This is a genomic window from Nonomuraea sp. NPDC049649 (assembly GCF_040675175.1).
Lineage (GTDB): Bacteria > Actinomycetota > Actinomycetes > Streptosporangiales > Streptosporangiaceae > Nonomuraea.
This window is the reverse complement of the sequence record NZ_JBFAOH010000024.1, coordinates 71,301-90,751: the sequence shown is the minus strand read 5'-3', so window position 1 is coordinate 90,751 and position 19,451 is coordinate 71,301. Positions and strand designations below refer to the sequence as shown.

Here is a 19,451-nt window from a genome sequence, read left to right as displayed (position 1 = left end):
TCCCACGGGATCCCGGTGTAGAGCACGAACAAGATCCCGCACAACACCTTGCGATCGTCCAGCCGCTTACGACCCGGATGACGCGTGCGCCGCTCGACCTTCGGCAGCAGCGGCTCGATCCGCTCCCACAGACTGTCGCGCACGATCCAGGGCGGCTGCTCACCCTTCCTCACACGACGTGATCCAACCGGCAAACCGTCTCATGAGAGACCAGAGTGATCATTTTGTTAGGAGCTCTTACAGCGCCGCCAGGGCGCGGCCCACCAGCACCTCGGCGAGGTGGGCGCGGTAGGACGCGCTGGCGACCGCGTTGTCCGGCGGCTCGGATCCCCGGGTGGCGAGCCGCACCGCCTCGGCGGCCGGGACGCCGGCGGCCAGGGCCTCCTCCACCCCGGTGGCCCGCAGCGGCGCCGGCCCCATGCCGAGCAGCGCGATCGCCACGCCGCCGCCGGGCCGAGCCTGGGCGGCGACCCCGACCACGGCCCAGTCCAGGGCGCGGCGGCTGAACTTCTCGAACGCGTACGACCTGCCGGGCGCGGCCGGCAGCCGGATCTCGGTGAGCAGCTCACCGGGTGCCAGCGCGGTGCGGTACGGGCCGGTGAAGAACTCCCGCCCCGGGATTTCGCGCACGCCCGCCGGGCCGCGCGCCACCAGCACGCCGTCCAGCGCCAGCACCGCCCCGGCCAGGTCGGCCGCCGGGTCGGCGTTGGCCAGCGAGCCGCCGATCGTGCCCCGGTTGCGCACCTGCGGGTCGCCGATCCGGGCCGCGGCGGCGGCCAGCAGCGGCACCTGCTCCGCCACCACCGGGTCGCGCTCCAGTGTCCGGTGGGTGGTGAGCGCGCCGACCGCGACCTGGCCGCCCTCCGCCCTGACGTACGACAGGGCGCGGAGCCGGCCGATGTCGACCAGGACGCCCGGCTCGGCCCGCCGCAGCTTCATCGCGGGCAGCAGCGAGTGGCCTCCGGCCAGCACTCTGGCGGCGTCGCCGTGCCGGGAGAGCTCGCCGAGCGCCTCCTCGAGGGAGCCCGCGCGCACGTAGGAGAAACCGGCCGGGATCATCGTGCCCCTCCGTTCGCGGCCGCCCACTGGACCGACTCGACGATCATCTGGTAGCCGGTGCACCGGCACATATTGCCCTTGAGCCCGTCGCGGATCTCCTGCTCCGTCGGGTCGGGCTGCTCGGCGAGCAGCGCGGTGGCCGCCATGACCATGCCCGGCGTGCAGAACCCGCACTGCAGGCCGTGACACTGCCGGAAGCCCTCCTGCACGGGCGAGAGCCCGTCCTCCCCGGCCAGCCCTTCGATCGTGGTGACCGCGCAGCCGTCGGCCTGGGCGGCCAGGACGGTGCAGGACTTCACGGCCACGCCGTCGAGCAGGACCGTGCACGCGCCGCAGCTGGAGGTGTCGCAGCCGATGTGGGTGCCGGTCAGGGACAGCGTGTCACGCAGGAAGTGGACGAGCAGCAGCCGGGGTTCGATCTCCCGGCTGTGCGGCTGCCCGTTGACGGTGATCTCAACTCGCATCGTGCATGACCTTCCAGACTCGTTCCGGCGTACAGGGCATCTCCACGTCGCGCACCCCGAGGTGGGCCAGCGCGTCCACCACGGCGTTGACGACGGCCTGCGGCGCGGCCGTCGCCCCCGCCTCGCCGAGCCCCTTGACGCCGAGCGGGTTGAAGCTGGACCTGGTCTCGATGTGGTGGGTCTCGTACGAGGGCAGGTCGAGCGGGCCGGGCACCATGTAGTCCTCGAACGAGGCGGCCAGCGGCCGGCCTCCGGCGTCGAAGGCGACCTTCTCGTAGAGCGCCTGCGCGATGCCCTGGGCGACGCCGCCGTGGACCTGCCCGCGGGCGGTCAGCGGGTTGATGACGGTGCCGCAGTCGTCCACGCAGACGTAGCGCAGGACCGACACCCGCCCGGTGTCCCGGTCGATCTCCACCACACAGCCGTGCGCGCCGCTCGGGTAGCTGAGGTTCTTCGGCTCGTAATAGGCGGTCTTCTCCAGGCCGAGCTCGGTGCCCTCGGGCAGCAGGTGCGGCTTGAAGGCACGCTCGGCCACCTCGGCCAGGGTCACCGTCGCCTCGGGTACCCCCTTGACCTGGAATCCGCCCTCGGTCGGCACCACGTCGTCCGGGTCGGCCTCCAGCATGTGCGCGGCGACGGCCTTGACCTTGGCGGCCACCTCCTCCGCGGCCTGCCGCACGGCGTTGCCCGCCACGGGCATGCCGCGGCTGCCCATGGTGCCGGTGCCCTCCTGCACCACGGCGGTGTCGCCGTACAGCACCGTGACGTCCTCGAAGGCCACGCCGAGCTGGTCGGCGACGATCTGGGCCAGCGCGGTCTGGTGCCCCTGCCCGTGCGGGGCCGTGCCGACCAGCACGATCACCGAGCCGTCCGGCTGCATCCGGACGTTCGCCGACTCCCAGCCGCCGAGGTAGCCGAACATCTCGAACAGCGGCGTGGGGCCGAACCCGCCCATCTCCACGAACGTCGACAGCCCGACGCCGAGCAGCGGAGCCCGGGGGTCCGCGAGCCGCCGCGCCTGCTCCTGGCGCAGCCCTGCGTAGTCCAGCTCGTCCAGCAGGAGGTCCAGCGCGGCCGGGTAGTCCGCCTCGTCGTACACGATCCCCTCGAACGGGGTCTGGTAGGGCATCTCGTCCGGCTGGATCAGGTTCACCCTGCGGACGTCGGCCGGATCCCGGCCGAGCTCACGGGCGACCAGGTCCACCACCCGCTCGATCAGGAAGCTCGCCTCCGGCCGTCCCGCGCCCCGATAGGAGGCGGTAGGCGTCGTATTCGTAACGACGCTCCGGAAGCGGGCGGCGATCTTCGGGATCTTGTAGCAGCCGCTGAGCATGTACGAGGTGAGCGTGGGCAGCCCGATGCCCACCGGGTCGGGCACGCCGCCCACGTTGACGGTGATCGTCGCGTCCAGGGCGAGGATGCGGCCCTCGTCGTCGAAGCCCACCTCGACGTCCTGGATCTGGTCGCGGCCGTGGTAGGTGTGCACCATGTGCTGGCTGCGGGTCTCGACGTACTTGACCGGCCTGCCGAGCCTGCGCGACAGCTCCGGCGCGAGGAACAGCTCGGGCATGAACGAGGACTTCACCCCGAAGGCGCCGCCCACGTCGGGCGCGACCACCCGGACCAGGTGCCTGGCCAGCCCGAACCGTTCGGCGATCTCCGCGCGGACCCGGTGCGGCGCCTGCACCGTGGCCCACACGGTCGGCCCGGCCCCGGTCCAGTCGGCGAGGACCCCGTACGGTTCGATCGGGGCGCCGGCGCAGCGCTGGTTGACCAGGCGGGCGCGCAGGCGGTGCGGCGCGGCCTCCAGGTCTGCCGTCACGTCGTCCGGCGTCACCTGCTGCTCCAGGGCGAGGTTGCCGGGCAGCGGCGCGAAGATGGGCACCGCGTCCGGCGCGAGGGCGTCCTCCACCGTGGCCATCACCGGCAGCGGCTCGTACGACACGCGCACGGCACGCGCCGCGTCCGCGGCCGTGTACCGGTCGGCGGCGACGACCACGGCCAGCGGCTCGCCGACGTAGTGCACCTTGTCGCCGGCCAGGTAGCCGCGGTCCAGCCCGGGCACGGACGGGCGGGGCGGGAGCCCGGCGAAGTCCTGTGCGGTCCAGACGCCGAGCACGCCCGGCAGGGACCGGGCCTCCTCGGCGTCGATGCCGGTGATGAGCGCGTGGGCCTCGGTGCTGTGCACGTAGACCATGTGGACCAGTCCAGGACGGTGAATGTCGTCCACGAACGTGCCGCGCCCCCTCAGCAGCGCGGCGTCCTCCTTGCGTGGTACTGCCGAGCCGATCGTCGTCACAGGCCACCTCCCATGGAGCCAGGCGCCCGTAGTTAGGCGTATAGCGACTTATAGTGTCGTGTGCGTCACGTCACGGCAATACCTGCGTGCGGATCATCGCCGAAAGACCGGCCGGGGTTGCGGGACAGGCGGAGCGTGACCTTTTGACGGCGATCGACGGCGACCGGCAGGGAATCAGCGGTCTTTTCAGGGGTGCGTCCCGTTGTTAGGGTCCAGACGAGAATTCATTTCAGGTTCGGGAGGTGCGATGCCCCCTCTCGGCTCCGGGCCGCCGCCGTCGATGGTCGAGCGGATGACGCTCATCATGGACGCGTTCTCCGGCCGCTCCGCCCGGCTCACCCTGGAGCATGTCGCCCGCCGCACCCGGCTGCCGCGCTCGACCGCGCACCGCATCCTCGACCAGCTCGTCCGGCACGACTGGCTGGAGCACAGCTCGTCCGGCTACCGGCTGGGCCGGCGGGCGCTCGGGCTCGGCGGCGCGGACGGCGGCCACGGCGAGATCCGCGCGGCGGCGGCGCCGCTGCTGCACGAGCTCCAGCTCGCCACCGGCCTGGTCGCCCACCTCGGGGTGCTCGACGGGGCCGACGTGTACTACCTGGACAAGGCGGGCGGGCCGCTCGCCCGGTCGGTGCCGACGCGGGTCGGCGGCCGGGCGCCCGTGCGTGCCACCGCGCTCGGGCGGGCGATCCTGGCCTGGCTGGAGCCGGAGCAGGTCGAGGCGCTGGTCGGCGAGGCGGGCCCGCTGCACCAGGAGCTGCGGCGCGTCCGCGAGCGGCGCGGGCTGGCCTTCCAGCGCGGCGGGCACGGCGTGTGCGCGGTCGCGGCGGCGATCCGCGGCCCCGACGGGCCGGTGGCGGGCCTCTCACTGGCGGGGGACGTCCGCGCGCCGCTGGAACGGGTGGCGCCGCTGGTGGGGGAGGCCGCGCGGCAGGCCTCGCACGCGCTGTTCGGCGTACGGGCCGCGCAGAGCCCGCTGGTCGAGGGCGGGCTTCCGTGACCAGGCGTCAGCAGTCGGGGCAGGCTCTCGTGACGGGGTGTCAGTAGTCGCCCCAGCTCCACAGGTTGGCGCCCGGCTCGCCAGGCTGACGCTCGCCGATGCCGAACCGGCCGCGGAAGAACAGCATCGGCCGCTGCTCCTTGACCGGTTCGAGCTCCCGTACGAGACCGATGACCACGTCGTGGTCACCCGCGACGTGCACGTCGCGCACCTCGGCGTGGACCCGCAGCAGCACGTCGGGCAGCGCCGGGACGCCCCACCGCGACAGGTCCCAGCCGAGGCCGTCGAACTTGGCGCCGGTGCTGGAGCCGAACCGGCGGCACAGGTCGGCCTGGTCCTCGCCGAGCACGTTCACGCAGAACCGGCCGCTCTTCCTGATGCGCGGCCAGGAACGGCCCCGGTGGTCGGCGCAGAACAAAATCAGCGGCGGCTCCAAAGACACCGAGGCGAACGACTGGCAGGCGAAGCCGACCGGTTCGGCGCCGTCGAGACCGGTGATCACGGTCACCCCGCTGGCGAACATGCCCATAGCCCTGCGGAACTCCGCCGGGGCAGGCGGATCCATCACGGGTTCGTCATCGGCGAACTCGGCCGTCATCGCTTCCTCTCACGCGCTCCCGACCAATCCGAACCTACAAACACCCATCGGGCATTCCGCCACCGGTCCCGATGAGCGGAATGATCGGGAGCCCGGCGCGGCGGTGATGTGTATCGTCGTCCCCATCCCACCGAGCGAGCGGGAGCGAACGTGCCGAGGATCGCCGAGGCCAGGATGCCGGCCGAGCCCAGCTCTCCGGAGCAGCGGGCACGCCACCTGCGCATCCTGCGGGCCGCCGCGCGCATCGGGGCGGAGCGCGGGCTGGAGCGCGTGCAGATGCACGAGGTGGCCAAGGAGGCCGGGGTGGCCATCGCCACTCTCTACCGCTACTTCCCGTCCAAGACCCACCTGTTCACCGCCGTGCTGGCCGAGCGGATCGACGGGTTCAGCAGGAGCATCGGCCGGCCGGAGAGCGCCGGGGCGCCCGAGGACGCGGTCGCCGACGTGCTCGTGCGGGCCAGCCGCCATCTGCTGGGGCGGCCCGCGCTCGCCGCCGCGATGCTCCAGTCGGCCAGCACCGCCAACCCGGCCGTGGTCGCCGACGCCGCCCGGATCGAGGACACCTCGCGCGACCTGATCCTGCGGGTGCTGGCCATCGACGAGCCGACCCCGATGGACGTGACGCTGGTCCGGCTGCTCGTGCAGTGCTGGTACGGGGTGCTGCAGTCGGGGCTCAACGGCCGGCTGGCCATCCCCGAGATGGAGAGCGACCTGCGCATCGCCTGCCGGCTCCTGCTCGCCCGGCGCTCGAACGCGTGATCGCTCCCGTTCAGCGGGATTCGCCCTCCTGCCGGAGCCGCCGCGTGACTACCGTCGGAGGGCAGGCGTGCTCAGGGGAGGACCCGCGTTGGCCCAGACAGAGCAGGACGGCTACGAGAAGCGGCTGATGGAGTTCGCCGGCCGGGAGGTCCTCCCGCCGACGCCCGGCCCCGACCCGGTCAACGTGCCGATGATCCGCCACTGGGTGGAGGCGATGGGGGACCGCAACCCCGTCCACCTCGACGAGGAGGCCGCCCGCGCGACCGGCCGCCCCGGGATCGTCGCCCCGGCCTCGATGACGCAGGCCTGGACCATGCGCGGCTATGCCGCCGCAGCCGGGGGCGGCGACGGCGAAGGCCTGGGCGGGCTGATCGCGCTGCTGGCCGAGGGCGGCTACACCTCGGTGGTGGCGACCGACTCGGAGTTCGCCTTCCACCGCGAGCTGACCGTCGGCGACCACGTGGCGGTGCGCGAGGTCGTCGAGTCGGTCTCGCCCGAGAAACGGACCGCCCTCGGCGCCGGGCGCTTCGTCACCACCGGGCGCACCTACCTCGACCAGCACGGCGAGACGGTGGCGACGCAGCGCTGGCGCATGCTCTGGTTCCGCCCGAAGCAGGAGAAGCCGCCCCCGGCGCCGCGGCCGCGGTCCGCCGTCAACCGGGACAACGCGTTCTGGTTCGAGGCCGCCAAGGAGCACCGCCTGGTCATCCAGCGCTGCACCGGCTGCGGCCGCCTGCGCCACCCGCCCGGCCCCTGCTGCCCCCGCTGCGGCTCGTACGAGTGGGACGCCGCCGAGGCGTCCGGCCGGGGCCGCGTCTACAGCTACGTGGTCAGCCACCACCCCCGCCATCCCGCCTTCGACCCCCCGTACCTCGTCGCGCTCGTCGAGCTGGAGGAAGGCACCCGGCTCGTCGCCAACCTGGTCGGCGTCACCCCTGAGGAGGTCCGCATCGACATGCCGGTGACCCTCGAATGGCTCGACCCGGATCCGGATCTGTCGCTCCCGGTGTTCCGGCCGGTGACGGCATGAGGAGTCGTACGTACGAGGACGTGACGATCGGCGAGACGCTGCCCGAACTGCCGATCCCGCTCACCCGCACGCTCATCGTGGCGACGGCGATCGCGAGCCGCGACTACCAGGACGTGCACCACGACCCCGCCCTGGCCGTCGAGCGCGGCGCGCCGGACATCTTCATGAACATCCTGACCACCAACGGCCTCATCGACCGGTACGTCACCGAATGGACGGGACCGGCCGCCGAGGTCAAAGCGATCAGCATCAGGCTCGGCGCGCCCAACTACCCCGGCGACACCATGACGCTGACCGGCACCGTCACCGCCAAGCACGACGACGACGGCCGGGTGGAGATCGCCGTGCGCGGCGTCAACCGCCTCGGCGCGCACGTCACCGGCACCGTCGCCGTGCGGCTGCCCCGCGGCGGGGAGGCGTCGTGAGCGGCCTGTCCGGGCGGGCGGCGATCGCCGGGATCGGCGCCACCGAGTTCTCCAAGGACTCCGGCCGCAGCGAGCTCCGGCTGGCCTGCGAGGCGGTGCTCGCCGCCGTCGCCGACGCCGGGCTGCGGCCGTCCGACGTGGACGGGATGGTGACGTTCACCGCCGACTCCAGCTCCGAGATCCACATCGCCCGCAGCACCGGCATCGGCGAGCTGCGGTTCTTCTCCCGTATCCCGCACGGCGGCGGGGCGGCCTGCGCCACCGTCCAGCAGGCCGCGATGGCGGTGGCGACCGGCGTGGCCGAGGTGGTGGTCTGCTACCGGGCCTTCAACGAGCGGTCCGGGCACCGCTTCGGGCTCGGCCGGGCGGACGCGCCCTCCGGGGCCGGGGCCGACGACGCCGCCTTCGCCTGGCTCAGCCCGTTCGGGCTGTTCACCCCGGCCCAGTGGGTGGCCATGTTCGCCCGCCGCTACATGCACGAGTACGGGGCCACCAGCGAGGACTTCGGCCGGGTCGCCGTGGTCGACCGCAAGCACGCCGCCGTCAATCCGGCGGCGTGGTTCCACGGGCGGCCGATCACCCTGGCCGACCACCAGGCCTCCCGCTGGATCGCCGAGCCCTTGCGGCTGCTCGACTGCTGCCAGGAGAGCGACGGCGGCCAGGCCCTGGTCGTGGTCTCCGCCGAACGGGCGCGCGACCTGCCGCACCCGCCCGCCCTGATCCTCGCCGCCGGCCAGGGCTCCGGCGACGACCAGCACATGATGACCAGCTACTACCGGCCGGAGATCACCGGCATTCCGGAGATGGGCCTGGTCGCCCGGCAGCTCTACGCGCAGAGCGGGCTGGGCCCGGACGACGTGGACGCGGCCGTCCTGTACGACCACTTCACCCCGCTGGTGCTGCCGCAGCTGGAGGAGCTGGGCTTCTGCGCCAGGGGAGAGGCCCGCCACTTCATCGCCGACGGCCACCTGGAGGTGGGGGGCAGGCTGCCGGTCAACACCCACGGCGGCCAGCTCGGCGAGGCCTACATCCACGGCATGAACGGCATCGCCGAGGGCGTCCGGCTGGTCCGTGGCACCTCCGTCAACCAGCCCGACTCCGTACGGCACGTGCTCGTCACGGCGGGCACCGGAGTCCCCACCAGCGGCCTGATCCTGGGCGCCGACCCCGGGTGACGACCGGTTCCCCTCTTCGGCCGGTGACGGTGCTGGGCTAAGCTGCATGGTGTTCGTAGAAAGAACGTGTGTTCGCTATGCGAACAGAAGGAGGGGACGTCATGGGCTCGGCCTTCGTCTACGCGGCCGCGCGCACGCCGTTCGGCAAGTTCGGCGGCGCGCTGGCCGGCGTCCGCCCGGACGACCTGGCCGCCGCGGCCCTGCGCGGCGTGCTGGCCAAGGCGCCCGCGCTGGACCCGGCGGACATCGGCGACGTCGTATGGGGCAACGCCAACGGCGCCGGCGAGGACAACCGCAACGTGGGCCGGATGGCCGTGCTGCTCGCGGGGCTGCCGGTGACGATCCCGGCCACCACCGTCAACCGGCTCTGCGGATCGAGCCTCGACGCCGCCATGATCGCCTCGCGTACGATCGAGACCGGCGACGCCGACGTGGTGGTGGCGGGCGGCGTCGAGTCGATGACCCGGGCCCCGTGGGTGCTGCCCAAACCGTCGCGCGCCTTCCCCGCGGGCGACACCACCGCCGTGTCGACCACACTCGGCTGGCGGCTGGTCAACCCGCGCATGCCCAAGGAGTGGACGGTCTCGCTCGGCGAGGCCAACGAGCAGCTCCAGGAGAAGTTCTCCATCTCCCGGGAGCGGCAGGACGCGTTCGCGGCCCGCTCGCACGCGCTGGCCCACGCCGCCTGGGAGGCCGGCTTCTACGACGACCTGGCGGTGCCGGTCGAAGGCGCCGACCTGGCCCGCGACGAAGGCATCAGGCCGGGCTCCACCCCCGAGGTGCTGGCCGGGCTCAAGCCCGCGTTCCGGCCCGGCGGCACGATCACCGCCGGCAACGCCTCCCCGCTCAGCGACGGCGCCTCCGCGCTCGTGCTCGGCTCCGAACAGGCCGCCGAGCGCCTCGGCACCGCGCCGATCGCCCGCGTCGCCGGGCGCGGCGCCGCCGCCCTCGAACCCCAGGAGTTCGGCTACGCGCCGGTCGAGGCCGCCAACCAGGCGCTGCGCCGGGCCGGCATCGGCTGGTCCGACGTCGGCGCGGTCGAGCTGAACGAGGCCTTCGCCGTGCAGTCGCTGGCCTGCGTGGACGCCTGGGGGATCGACCCGGAGATCGTCAACGTCAAGGGCGGCGCCATCGCCGTCGGCCACCCGCTGGGCGCCTCCGGCGGGCGCGTCCTCGGCACCCTCGCCCACGTGCTGCGCGAGCGGCGCCAGCGGTGGGGCGTCGCCGCCATCTGCATCGGCGTCGGCCAGGGCCTGGCCGTCGTCCTGGAGAACGTGAGCGAGGATGTGAAGGCCGCATGACCACCCTCCACACCGACCCCGACGAGGCGCTGGCCGGCGTCCAGGACGGCTCGACCGTACTGATCGGCGGCTTCGGCATGGCCGGCATGCCCGTCACCCTCATCGACGCGCTGATCCGGCAGGGCGCCAAGGACCTGACCGTGGTCAGCAACAACGCGGGCAACGGCGACACCGGCCTGGCGGCGCTGCTCGCCGCCCGGCGGGTACGCAAGATGATCTGCTCGTTCCCCCGCCAGAGCGACTCGTGGGTGTTCGACGGCCTCTACCGGGCCGGCGAGATCGAGCTGGAACTGGTGCCGCAGGGCACGCTCGCCGAGCGGATGCGCGCCGCCGGGGCCGGCATCGGCGCGTTCTACTGCCCCACCGGGGTGGGCACGCCGCTGGCCGAGGGGAAGGAGACGCGCACCATCGACGGCCGCGAGTACGTGCTGGAGTACCCGATCAAGGGCGACGTGGCGCTCATCTCCGCGCACGCCGGCGACCGGCTCGGCAACCTCGTCTACCGCAAGACCGCGCGGAACTTCGGCCCGGTCATGGCCACCGCGGCCACCCTGACGATCGCGCAGGTCCGCCACGTGGCCGAGGCCGGCGAGCTGGACCCCGAGGCCGTCGTCACCCCGGGCATCTACGTCGACCGGATCCTGGACCTGAAGGCGGAGGAGGCCGCATGAGCACCGTCGAGATGAGCACAGTCGAGCATCTGGACCGCAAGCCGCTCGGCCGCGCGGAACTGGCCGCCGTCGTCGCCCGCGACATCCCGCGCGGCGCGTTCGTCAACCTCGGCATCGGCCAGCCCACCACGGTCGCCGACCACCTGCCGGCCGACTCCGGCGTCACCCTGCACACCGAGAACGGCATGCTCGGCATGGGCCCGGCCGCCGAAGGCGACGAGATCGACCCCGACCTCATCAACGCCGGCAAACAGCCGGTCACCGAACTGCCCGGCGCGGCCTACTTCCACCACGCCGACTCCTTCGCCATGATGCGCGGCGGCCACCTCGACGTGTGCGTGCTCGGCGCGTACCAGGTGTCGCAGCGCGGCGACCTGGCCAACTGGCACACCGGCGCCCCCGGCGCCATCCCCGCCGTCGGCGGCGCGATGGACCTGGCCATCGGGGCCAAGCAGGTGTTCGTCATGATGACGCTCTTCACCAAGGACGGCACCCCCAAGCTCGTCCCCGAGTGCACCTACCCGCTGACCGGCCTGGCCTGCGTGAGCCGCCTCTACACCGACCTGGCCGTCTTCCACCTCGGCCCCGACGGCGTCAAGGTGGCGGAGACCTACGGCATCGGCTTCGACGAACTGGCCGCCCGGCTGGACGTGCCGATCACCCGGGCCTGACCCTCAGCCGGCGAACCCGGCCAGCCGCGGCAACCTGCGCAGCACCAGCCGGTCCAGCAGCAGCACCGCCGGCATCGTCACACCCGCCAGCGGGAACAACCACCATGATCGCCGTCACTCCGTACGCGGCGCGCCTGTCCACCGGCCGGGCCGGCGCGCCCAGGCGGCCCTCCGGGCGGCGCTTCCACCCCATCCACGCCCCCGAGACCACCAAAGAAGAACCCGGTCCGCGACCAGGACCACGATCTCGTCCAGCTCATGCGGATAGCGCAGCGGCGGTTCGCGGAGATGTTCGGCTGCGAGCCCGGGGGCGCCCCGCCCGGTATCTGACGCGGAGCACGGCCCCGGAGCCGAGGGCTACGCTCGATCATATGCTGGACGGGTGGCGGAAGCTGGTGGGGGAGTCGGCGGCCGGGGAGGCTGTCGGGGCCGAGCTGGTGGCCAGGTGGTCTGAGAAGCATCGGCGCTATCACGACCTCGACCATCTGAGAGCCGTGCTGGCGGCCGTGGATCTGATCGAGGAGTGGGCCGACGATCCCGCCGCAGTGCGGCTGGCCGTCTGGTTCCACGACGCCGTCTACGACGGCCGGCCCGGGTGGGACGAGGAGCGCAGCGCGCAGCTCGCGCAGGCCCGCCTGCCCCGGTGCGGGGTGCCCGCCGCGAGGGTCGCCGAGGTGGCCAGGCTGGTACGGGTGACCGCGGCGCACGACACGCTGGCCGAGGGCGACCGTAACGGGGCGGTGCTGTGCGACGCCGATCTGGCGGTGCTGGGCGGGGACGGGTACGCGGAGTACGCGGCCAAGGTCAGGCAGGAGTACGCGCACGTACCCGGCGAGCTGTTCAGGGAAGGCCGGGCCCAGGTGCTGCGCCGGCTGCTCGCCGTACCGAGCCTCTACCGGACGGCGCCCGCGCGCGAGTTGTGGGAGGCGCGCGCCAGGGAGGCCATGAGAGCGGAGCTCGACGCGCTGGAGCGATAATCGGCGGCGCGCGGCCGGTCCGCCTGTCAAGGTGGAGGTCATGGACACCGCCGACGCCCGGTCACTGGCCCGGTCGCTGAAAGACCTGATCGAGGACGCCCACCGCGCCCTCGTCCGCGACGAGCAGCCCGAGCTGGTGACCCGCGTCACCGGCCACCTGGGCTGCGAGCTGAAACACGTGGTCAACGTGGTGGCGGCGTTCCCCGGCTGGGAGCACGTCAACCTGCAGCGCGGCGTCGACGCCTACCTGGCCGCGCACAGCCCGGACGCCGAGTGGTTCGGCATCGCCGGGCAGGGCCGCGAGCACGACGACGTCGTCAACATGCTCGCCGCCGCCGCCCGCGGGTGGGAGCGGTACGAGCCGGGCGCGGTCGACTACGAGGCCGTGGCGATCGGGCCCGACGAGACCACGGAGGTGGTGTCGCTCGGCCTGGTGCTCACCCGGGCCCCCGGCGGGACGCCCGTCGTGCTGGCGCTGCGCGGCCCGCAGGAGCACATGTCGCCGAACTGCCAGGTGGTCGTGCTGGCGCCCGGCCGGGCCGCCGCCAAGAGCGCCCGCGACGAGATCGAGCGGCTGATGCGCGAGCACGACGTCTACCGCGGCCAGGTGCTGTCGTTCGCGTGGAGCGAGCACCGCGGCAACGACCTGGTCACCTTCCTGCCCCGCCCCGAGGTGCGGCCGGAGCAGGTGGTGCTGCCCGGCGGCGTGCTGGAGACGATCGAGCGGCACATCGCCGGCGTCGCCGAGCAGGCCGACCGGCTGCGCGCGCACGGCCAGCACCTCAAGCGCGGCCTGCTGCTGCACGGCCCGCCCGGCACCGGCAAGACCCACACGGTCCGCTACCTCATGGCCAGGATGACGGGCTGCACGGTGATCGTGATGACGGGGACGGCGATCCAGTTCGTGTCGCAGGCGGCCGGGCTCGCCCGCAGGCTGCAGCCGGCGATCGTGGTGCTGGAGGACGTCGACCTGGTGGCGCGCGACCGGTCGTTCACCGACGACGGCAACCCGCTGCTGTTCGCGCTGCTCGACGCCATGGACGGGGTGGGGGCCGACGCCGACGTGACGTTCGTGCTCACCACCAACCGGGCCGACGTGCTCGAACGCGCGCTGGCCGACCGCCCCGGCCGGGTGGACCTGGCCGTGGAGATCCCCCGGCCCGACGCCGCCGGGCGGGCGGCGCTGCTCCGCCTCTACGCCCGCGGCCTGCCGCTCCGGGCCGACCTCGATCAGGTCGTGGCCCGTACCGAGGGCGCGACCGCCTCGTTCTTCAAGGAGCTGCTGCGGCGGGCGGTGCTGGACGCGCTGACCCGCGACGGCGACCGGCCCGAGATCACCGGCGACCACCTGAACCGGGCGCTCGACGACATGCTGCACGAGCGCGAGGCCCTCACCCGCACCCTGCTGGGGTCGGGGGAGGAGCCGGAGGACCTGATGCCGGACGACGAGCCCGGCTCCTACGGGCCGCGCCCCGGCAGATGGTCACCCGCGCGCATGCCCAGCGTGTACTTTTCGGCGGCGGAGCCCGGAGTCGATCAGCCGCCGCAGTAGCTCGCGGGAGGAGACCGCCTGCGCGCCCAGCGACACCGCCAGGGCGTGCAGGGTCTCGGGCACGTCGTAGTGGTCCCGGTCGAAAGCCCGGTCGGGCACGCCCAGCCGCGCGGCGAAGACGTGCAGTTCGTCCAGGGAGGTGTCGCTGACCAGATGCGACCACATCAGGCCGCGCGGGCCGGGCCACTGCGGGGGATCGATGAGCACCGTCACGGAGACAAGGGTAGGACCCTGCCCCGCACCACCAGCTCACCCAGGTCGCGCACCGCCAGGCCGGCCCCCTCGCTGACCGGAGCGAGGGCGATCACCAGGGCGAAGCCGCCCTTCCTGCCCGCCTCGACGCCCGCCGGGGACGACTCCACCACGGCGGTCCGTACGGGTGGCACCCCCAGCCGGCGGGCGGCCTCCAGCGGCAGCGCCGGGTCCGGTTTGCCGGGCAGGTTCATCAGCGCCGCGTCGCCCCCGTCGACCAGCGTGTCGAACAGGTGCAGCACCCCCGCTGCCGTGACCACCCGGCGCCCGTGCAAGCTGGCCGACACCCCGCCGGTGCGGGCGCCGCGGTTGCGCAGCTCGTGCAGGAGCGCCACCGCCGCCGGGAACGCGGCCACCCCGTGGCGCTCCACCTGCTCCATGAAGAGCAGCTCCTTGGCGCGGCCGAGGCCGTGCACGGTGGGCGCGTCCGGCCCGTCGCCGGGCTCGCCCTCCGGCGCGGTGAGGCCGCGCGAGGCCAGGAACTCCCGCACGCCGTCGAGGCGCGGCCGCCCGTGGACGTAGCGCAGGTAGTCCTCGCGCACGTCGAACGGCGCCGAGCGGCCGCGCAGGAACCCGTCGAACACGTGCTTCCAGGCGGCCGCGTGCCCGCGCGCGGTGTCGGTGACCGTGCCGTCGGTGTCGAACACGACGGCCCCGATCCCGCTCAGATCGATGACAGGCTCGCTCACCCTGCGAACGTAGCCGCTTCACCACGCGACGGGCAGCTTCTCCACGCCGTAGACGATGGCGAGCTTGCGCCAGGGGACCTCGCCGGCCAGGCGGAGCGTCGGGAAGCGGCGCAGCAGCATGGGGTACGCGATGCGCAGCTCCATCTGCGCCAGCGGCGCGCCGATGCAGCGGTGGATGCCGTGGCCGAACGCCAGATGGGAGCCGGCGGTCTGGCGGCCCGGCTTGACCTGGTCCATGTCGGGGCCCAGGCTCGGGTCCCGGTTCGCGGCGGCCAGCGAGCAGAGCACCAGCTCGCCCTTCTTGATCTGCTGCCCGTGCAGCTCCAGGTCGTCGCGGGCGAAGCGGGGGAAGGCCACCTGCACCACGGTCATGTAGCGCAGCAGCTCCTCGATCACCTCGTCGACGTAGCCGTCGACCTCGCGCACCTTGGCGGCCTGGTCGGGGTTCTCCAGCAGCCAGAGGGAGCCGAGCGCCAGCATGCTCGTGCTGGTGTCGTGGCCGCCGGTCAGCATGCCGTCGGCCATGCTGGCCAGGGTCCGGTCGTCGAGCTCGTCGCCGTGGTCGCGCAGCAGCTGGCCGAGCAGCCCCTCGCCGGGGTTCTGCCGCTCGCGGGCGACCAGGCCGGTGAGGTAGGTCATCGCCTCGTTGACCGCCTGCAGCGACGCCTCCGGCCCGGCGGTGAAGTCGAACCGGTCCGTGCTCACCTTGACGAAGTCGGCCTGCTCCTCGTACGGGACGCCGAGCAGTTCGGAGATCACCAGGGACGGGATGGGGAGGGCGAAGTCCTCCATCAGGTCCGCGGGGGAGCCCTTGGCCTCGATCTTGTCCAGGCACTCGGCGACCAGCGCCTCGATGCGCGGTTCCAGCCGCCGCAGCCGGCGCATGGTGAACTCGGGCGTCAGGAACTTGCGCAGCCGGGTGTGCTCGGGCGGGTCCCGGAAGCCCAGGCCGCCCGGGTCCTCCTGGTTCGAGCCGAGGCCGATGACGCCGGCGAAGTCGTTGCTGAACCGCTCGTGGTCGCCGAGCACAGCGCGGACGTCGTTCCAGCGGGTGACGAGATAGACCGTCTGCCCGCCCGGGATCTCCATCGGGTAGACGGGGTGTTCCGCCTGGATGCGGAGGAGTTCCTCCGCCGGGTCGAACCTCTCCCGCATGAACTGGACGAGAGGAAACTCTTCTGACTCTGACATGTAATCCGTCCGTTGGGATACATCGCATCATGTTGGGATAAATCCCTCGTAGATGGTCCCACCCGGATGGCGTGCTGGTGACCTACCAAAGGACGAGATTTCGTCTCAGCCTCCGGTAAGAGCCCTGGTCACCTCGCCGCGGGCGGAACCGTCCGGTGATGAGCGTAGACGGGAGGGTTCGCGGGCGGAGCCCCGACCGCCGGGAAGAACCGGGCCGATAGCGTGCGCGTTCCGTGAGCACCGGCCGTGGGATTTTTGGCGCGTTCCGTTACTGCTTTGATGCAGGTGGGACGAATGGGGAATCAGGGGCAAACCAGGGCAGCAGCCGAAGTTCTGCGTACAAGGTGGCTACGGTCTGCAATGATCTCGTCGTCGCCCCCCGAGATTCACCTCACGGATGCCACTGATGCCCACATTCGAGGAAATCACCGCTTTCATCACCGAGCAGCCGCTCGCGACCGCGATCATCGCCCTGCTGACCCTGGCCGGGCTCGCCCTGGCCTACGTGACCCTGCGCGCCGTATGGCGGGCCGTCGTCTGGCTGTTCGCCCGCTACGTCGCCCCCCGTCCCGTCGAGGACGTCCTCACCATCGTGGCCGCGTCCATCGCGACCGGCGTCTCGGCCCAGGGCATGTGGCGCTTCTCCGGTGACGTGCTGGGCCTGGACGGCCCGCTGAGGCTGCTGCTGTTCGCCTTCATCGAGGTCGCCATCATCACCTCGGCCGTCCGCGCCCGCCGCAACATGCGGGAGAACTTCTCCGCGGGCATCGACGGCATCGCCGTGTGGGCGCTGACCTGCCTGACCGCGGTGCTGTCCAGCATGGACGCGAGCAGCTTCCCCGAGGCGGTGTTCCGGCTCGCCGCCCCGCTGGTGGCCGCCTGGCTGTGGGAGCGGGGCATGGCGATCGAGCGGCACCGCATCCGCGGCACCGGCCGCATCAACTGGCGGCTCACCCCCGAGCGGCTGCTGGTCCGGCTCGGCCTGGCCGAGGTCAGCGACCGCACCGCCAGCGAGGTCGACGCGCACCGCCGGCTCACCCGGGTCGCGCTGGCCGCCAAGCGGGCCAAGGCGCTGCGCGAGGCCGGCGCCTCCGACCGCAAGATGCGCGCCGCGCTGGCCAAGCTCGACAAGGCCATGGACCAGGCCGTCGAGCACACCGGGCTGGCCGTCGACCCGGCCCGCCAGGAGGCGCTGCTCGCGCAGATCGCCGCGCTCTACAACACCTCCGCCCTCATCGACGCCGACCCGCGGGTGCCCTGGGAGCCCGAGCACGACCACCAGCCGGTGCCCGCCCGGCCCGAGCTGCCGCCCGCGCTCGCCGAGCTGGTGCGGGAGGAGGACGACGAGGAAATCCCCGTCATCGACCCGACCCCGCAGGTCGTCGACACCGCCCAGCGCGCGGCCCTCATGCGCCGGGCCCGCGCCTACTGGGACCGGCAGATCGCCAAGGGGATCGTGCCGCGCACCGTCGACATCGCCCAGGAGATCGGCATCCCGCTCTCCGTCGCCCGCGAGTGGCGCGCGCTGTGGAAGCTGGAGCCCGCCGCCCACGCCCTCATCGAGCAGCTCTACCACCAGCACGGCATCGTCGACACCGGAGCGTTCCCGGCCATCGGCGACGACGGCCGGGTGCTCGCGAAGTCCTAGGAGCCCTGGGCGAGCGCCGCGGCGACCAGCGACCGGGCCTCCTCCTGCACCTTGGCGAGGTGGTCCGGGCCGCGGAAGGACTCGGCGTAGATCTTGTAGACGTCCTCGGTGCCCGACGGGCGGGCGGCGAACCAGGCGCTCTCCGTGGCGACCTTGACGCCGCCCAGCGACTCCCCGTTGCCCGGCGCGGCCGTCTGCACCGCGGTGATCGGCTCGCCCGCCAGGCTGTCGGCCGTCACCTGGGCGGCCGAGAGCTTGCCCAGCACCGCCTTCTCCTCGCGCGTCGCGGGCGCGTCCACGCGCGCGTAGGCGGGCTCGCCGAACCTCCCGGTCAGCTCGCGGTAGAGCTCGCTCGGCGAGCGGCCCGTGACCGCCTGGATCTCGGCGGCCAGCAGCGCCAGGATGACGCCGTCCTTGTCGGTGGTCCAGACCGAGCCGTCACGGCGCAGGAACGACGCGCCCGCGCTCTCCTCGCCGCCGAACCCGAGCGACCCGTCGAGCAGCCCGGGCACGAACCACTTGAAGCCGACCGGCACCTCGTAGAGCCGCCGCCCCAGCGCCCCGGCCACCCGGTCGATGATGCCGCTGCTCACCATCGTCTTGCCGACGCCCGCGTCCTGCGGCCACCCGTCGCGGTGCTCGTACAGGTAGGAGATCGCGACCGCGAGGTAGTGGTTGGGGTTCACCAGCCCGCCGTCGGGGGTGACGATGCCGTGGCGGTCGGCGTCGGCGTCGTTGCCGGTGGCGATCTGGAAGCGGTCGCGGCCGTCGATGAGCGAGGCCATCGCGTACGGGGACGAGCAGTCCATCCGGATCTTGCCGTCCCAGTCGAGCGTCATGAACCGCCACGCCGGGTCGACCAGCGGGTTGACCACGGTCAGGTCGAGGCGGTGCCGCTCGGCGATCTCGGCCCAGTAGGCCACGCTCGCCCCGCCCAGCGGGTCGGCGCCGATCCGCACCCCGGCCGCCCGGATCGCGTCCAGGTCGACGACCGAGGGCAGGTCGTCCACGTACGAGCCGAGGAAGTCATAGCGGCCGGCCGCCTCCAGCGCCCTGGCGTAGGGCACCCGGCGCACGCCGTCGAGGTCCTGCGCGAGCAGCCGGTTGGCGCGGTCCTGGATCCACGAGGTGGCCTCGGTGTCGGCCGGGCCGCCGCTCGGCGGGTTGTACTTGAAGCCGCCGTCGGAGGGCGGGTTGTGCGACGGCGTGATGACCACCCCGTCGGCCAGCCCCGACTTCCGGCCGCGGTTGTAGGTGAGGATCGCGTGCGAGACGGCGGGCGTCGGTGTGTAGCCGTCGCGTGAGTCGATCAGCACCCGCACGTCGTTGGCCGCGAACACCTCCAGCGCCGACACCCGCGCCGGCTCCGACAGCGCGTGCGTGTCGATGCCGAGGTAGAGAGGGCCGTCGGTGCCCTGCATCAGCCGGTACTCGCAGATGGCCTGGCTGGTGGCGAGGATGTGGGCCTCGTTGAAGGACGCCTTCAGCGAGGAGCCGCGGTGGCCCGAGGTGCCGAACGCCACCCGCTGCCCCGGATCACCTGGGTCGGGCCGCGTCGCGTAGTAGGCGGTCACCAGCCGGGGCACGTCCACCAGATCCGCGGGCTGAGCGGGCTGCCCCGCACGTTCGTGGGTCATGGGGCCACTTTACAAACGGGGCCCGGCCCGGCTTCGCCGCCACCCGGCGCGGGCGG

General features: G+C 73.0%; 20 protein-coding genes. 11 read left to right on the top strand and 9 right to left on the bottom strand.

Translation table 11 applies throughout. The annotated features are described in order from the left end of the window. The 4 genes from AB0J42_RS26330 to AB0J42_RS26315 all read right to left on the bottom strand — a co-directional run. Positions 1-173, bottom strand: a 173-nt coding sequence (locus AB0J42_RS26330; RefSeq protein ID WP_364298022.1) for a transposase, incomplete at its 3' end; no start/stop codon positions are given. A 64-nt stretch (positions 174-237) separates the two neighbouring features. After that, the gene (locus AB0J42_RS26325; protein ID WP_364298851.1) at positions 238-1,059 is read right to left on the bottom strand and encodes a xanthine dehydrogenase family protein subunit M; all 822 of its coding nucleotides are present in this window, start codon (positions 1,057-1,059) and stop codon (positions 238-240) included. After that, positions 1,056-1,523 carry a (2Fe-2S)-binding protein gene (locus AB0J42_RS26320; RefSeq protein WP_364298849.1) on the bottom strand — a complete coding sequence of 156 codons (468 nt, stop codon included), beginning with the start codon at positions 1,521-1,523 and terminating at the stop codon, positions 1,056-1,058. Before AB0J42_RS26320 ends, AB0J42_RS26325 begins: the two co-directional genes overlap by 4 nt. Continuing rightward, complete coding sequence (locus AB0J42_RS26315; protein ID WP_364298847.1) at positions 1,513-3,822, bottom strand: xanthine dehydrogenase family protein molybdopterin-binding subunit; 2,310 nt, start codon at positions 3,820-3,822, stop codon at positions 1,513-1,515. The genes AB0J42_RS26320 and AB0J42_RS26315 overlap by 11 nt, the downstream gene beginning before the upstream one ends. Before the next feature lie 247 nt (positions 3,823-4,069). Between AB0J42_RS26315 and AB0J42_RS26310 the strand changes: the two genes are divergently transcribed. Then, positions 4,070-4,819 carry an IclR family transcriptional regulator gene (locus AB0J42_RS26310; protein WP_364298845.1) on the top strand — a complete coding sequence of 250 codons (750 nt, stop codon included), beginning with the start codon at positions 4,070-4,072 and terminating at the stop codon, positions 4,817-4,819. A gap of 40 nt (positions 4,820-4,859) precedes the next feature. On the opposite strand, the gene AB0J42_RS26305 is transcribed toward AB0J42_RS26310, so the two are convergent. Next, the gene (locus AB0J42_RS26305) at positions 4,860-5,417 is read right to left on the bottom strand and encodes a flavin reductase family protein (RefSeq protein ID WP_364298843.1); all 558 of its coding nucleotides are present in this window, start codon (positions 5,415-5,417) and stop codon (positions 4,860-4,862) included. Positions 5,418-5,567: 150 nt separating this feature from the next. Between AB0J42_RS26305 and AB0J42_RS26300 the strand changes: the two genes are divergently transcribed. The 9 genes from AB0J42_RS26300 to AB0J42_RS26260 all read left to right on the top strand — a co-directional run bounded on the left by AB0J42_RS26300 (position 5,568) and on the right by AB0J42_RS26260 (position 13,978). Then, on the top strand, positions 5,568-6,176 hold the full coding sequence (locus AB0J42_RS26300) for a TetR family transcriptional regulator (protein WP_364298841.1): 609 nt from the start codon (positions 5,568-5,570) through the stop codon (positions 6,174-6,176). An 88-nt stretch (positions 6,177-6,264) separates the two neighbouring features. After that, positions 6,265-7,206 carry a bifunctional MaoC family dehydratase N-terminal/OB-fold nucleic acid binding domain-containing protein gene (locus tag AB0J42_RS26295; RefSeq protein ID WP_364298839.1) on the top strand — a complete coding sequence of 314 codons (942 nt, stop codon included), beginning with the start codon at positions 6,265-6,267 and terminating at the stop codon, positions 7,204-7,206. After that, complete coding sequence (locus AB0J42_RS26290) at positions 7,203-7,631, top strand: MaoC family dehydratase (protein ID WP_364298837.1); 429 nt, start codon at positions 7,203-7,205, stop codon at positions 7,629-7,631. Before AB0J42_RS26295 ends, AB0J42_RS26290 begins: the two co-directional genes overlap by 4 nt. Next, positions 7,628-8,806, top strand: coding sequence for a lipid-transfer protein (locus AB0J42_RS26285; protein ID WP_364298835.1), 1,179 nt, complete (start codon positions 7,628-7,630; stop codon positions 8,804-8,806). The genes AB0J42_RS26290 and AB0J42_RS26285 overlap by 4 nt, the downstream gene beginning before the upstream one ends. A 101-nt stretch (positions 8,807-8,907) precedes the next feature. Continuing rightward, the gene (locus AB0J42_RS26280; RefSeq protein ID WP_364298833.1) at positions 8,908-10,107 is read left to right on the top strand and encodes a thiolase family protein; all 1,200 of its coding nucleotides are present in this window, start codon (positions 8,908-8,910) and stop codon (positions 10,105-10,107) included. After that, a complete protein-coding gene (locus tag AB0J42_RS26275; RefSeq protein ID WP_364298831.1) occupies positions 10,104-10,778 on the top strand; it encodes a 3-oxoacid CoA-transferase subunit A in 675 nt (224 codons plus the stop codon). Before AB0J42_RS26280 ends, AB0J42_RS26275 begins: the two co-directional genes overlap by 4 nt. Further along, a complete protein-coding gene (locus tag AB0J42_RS26270; RefSeq protein WP_364298829.1) occupies positions 10,775-11,449 on the top strand; it encodes a 3-oxoacid CoA-transferase subunit B in 675 nt (224 codons plus the stop codon). Before AB0J42_RS26275 ends, AB0J42_RS26270 begins: the two co-directional genes overlap by 4 nt. Before the next feature lie 371 nt (positions 11,450-11,820). Further along, positions 11,821-12,426: a metal-dependent phosphohydrolase gene (locus tag AB0J42_RS26265; protein WP_364298827.1), complete on the top strand. Its 606-nt coding sequence runs from the start codon at positions 11,821-11,823 to the stop codon at positions 12,424-12,426. Positions 12,427-12,466: 40 nt separating this feature from the next. Further along, positions 12,467-13,978 carry an ATP-binding protein gene (locus tag AB0J42_RS26260; protein ID WP_364298825.1) on the top strand — a complete coding sequence of 504 codons (1,512 nt, stop codon included), beginning with the start codon at positions 12,467-12,469 and terminating at the stop codon, positions 13,976-13,978. Here AB0J42_RS26260 and AB0J42_RS26255 read toward each other — a convergent pair. From AB0J42_RS26255 to AB0J42_RS26245, 3 genes are read right to left on the bottom strand one after another with little or no spacing between them, the layout of a single operon-like run. Then, the gene (locus AB0J42_RS26255) at positions 13,910-14,191 is read right to left on the bottom strand and encodes a DUF4031 domain-containing protein (protein ID WP_364298823.1); all 282 of its coding nucleotides are present in this window, start codon (positions 14,189-14,191) and stop codon (positions 13,910-13,912) included. The genes AB0J42_RS26260 and AB0J42_RS26255 overlap by 69 nt on opposite strands. After that, positions 14,188-14,919, bottom strand: a complete 732-nt coding sequence (locus tag AB0J42_RS26250; protein ID WP_364298821.1) for an HAD family hydrolase — start codon at positions 14,917-14,919, stop codon at positions 14,188-14,190. Before AB0J42_RS26250 ends, AB0J42_RS26255 begins: the two co-directional genes overlap by 4 nt. Before the next feature lie 18 nt (positions 14,920-14,937). Then, entirely contained in the window at positions 14,938-16,074 is a 1,137-nt protein-coding gene (locus AB0J42_RS26245; protein ID WP_364298819.1) for a cytochrome P450, read from the bottom strand. A gap of 442 nt (positions 16,075-16,516) precedes the next feature. Between AB0J42_RS26245 and AB0J42_RS26240 the strand changes: the two genes are divergently transcribed. Beyond that, entirely contained in the window at positions 16,517-17,758 is a 1,242-nt protein-coding gene (locus AB0J42_RS26240) for a hypothetical protein (protein ID WP_364298817.1), read from the top strand. Here the strand turns inward: AB0J42_RS26240 and pgm are convergent. Next, the gene (pgm, locus tag AB0J42_RS26235) at positions 17,755-19,395 is read right to left on the bottom strand and encodes a phosphoglucomutase (alpha-D-glucose-1,6-bisphosphate-dependent) (protein ID WP_364298815.1); all 1,641 of its coding nucleotides are present in this window, start codon (positions 19,393-19,395) and stop codon (positions 17,755-17,757) included. The genes AB0J42_RS26240 and pgm overlap by 4 nt on opposite strands. Positions 19,396-19,451 lie beyond the last annotated feature (56 nt).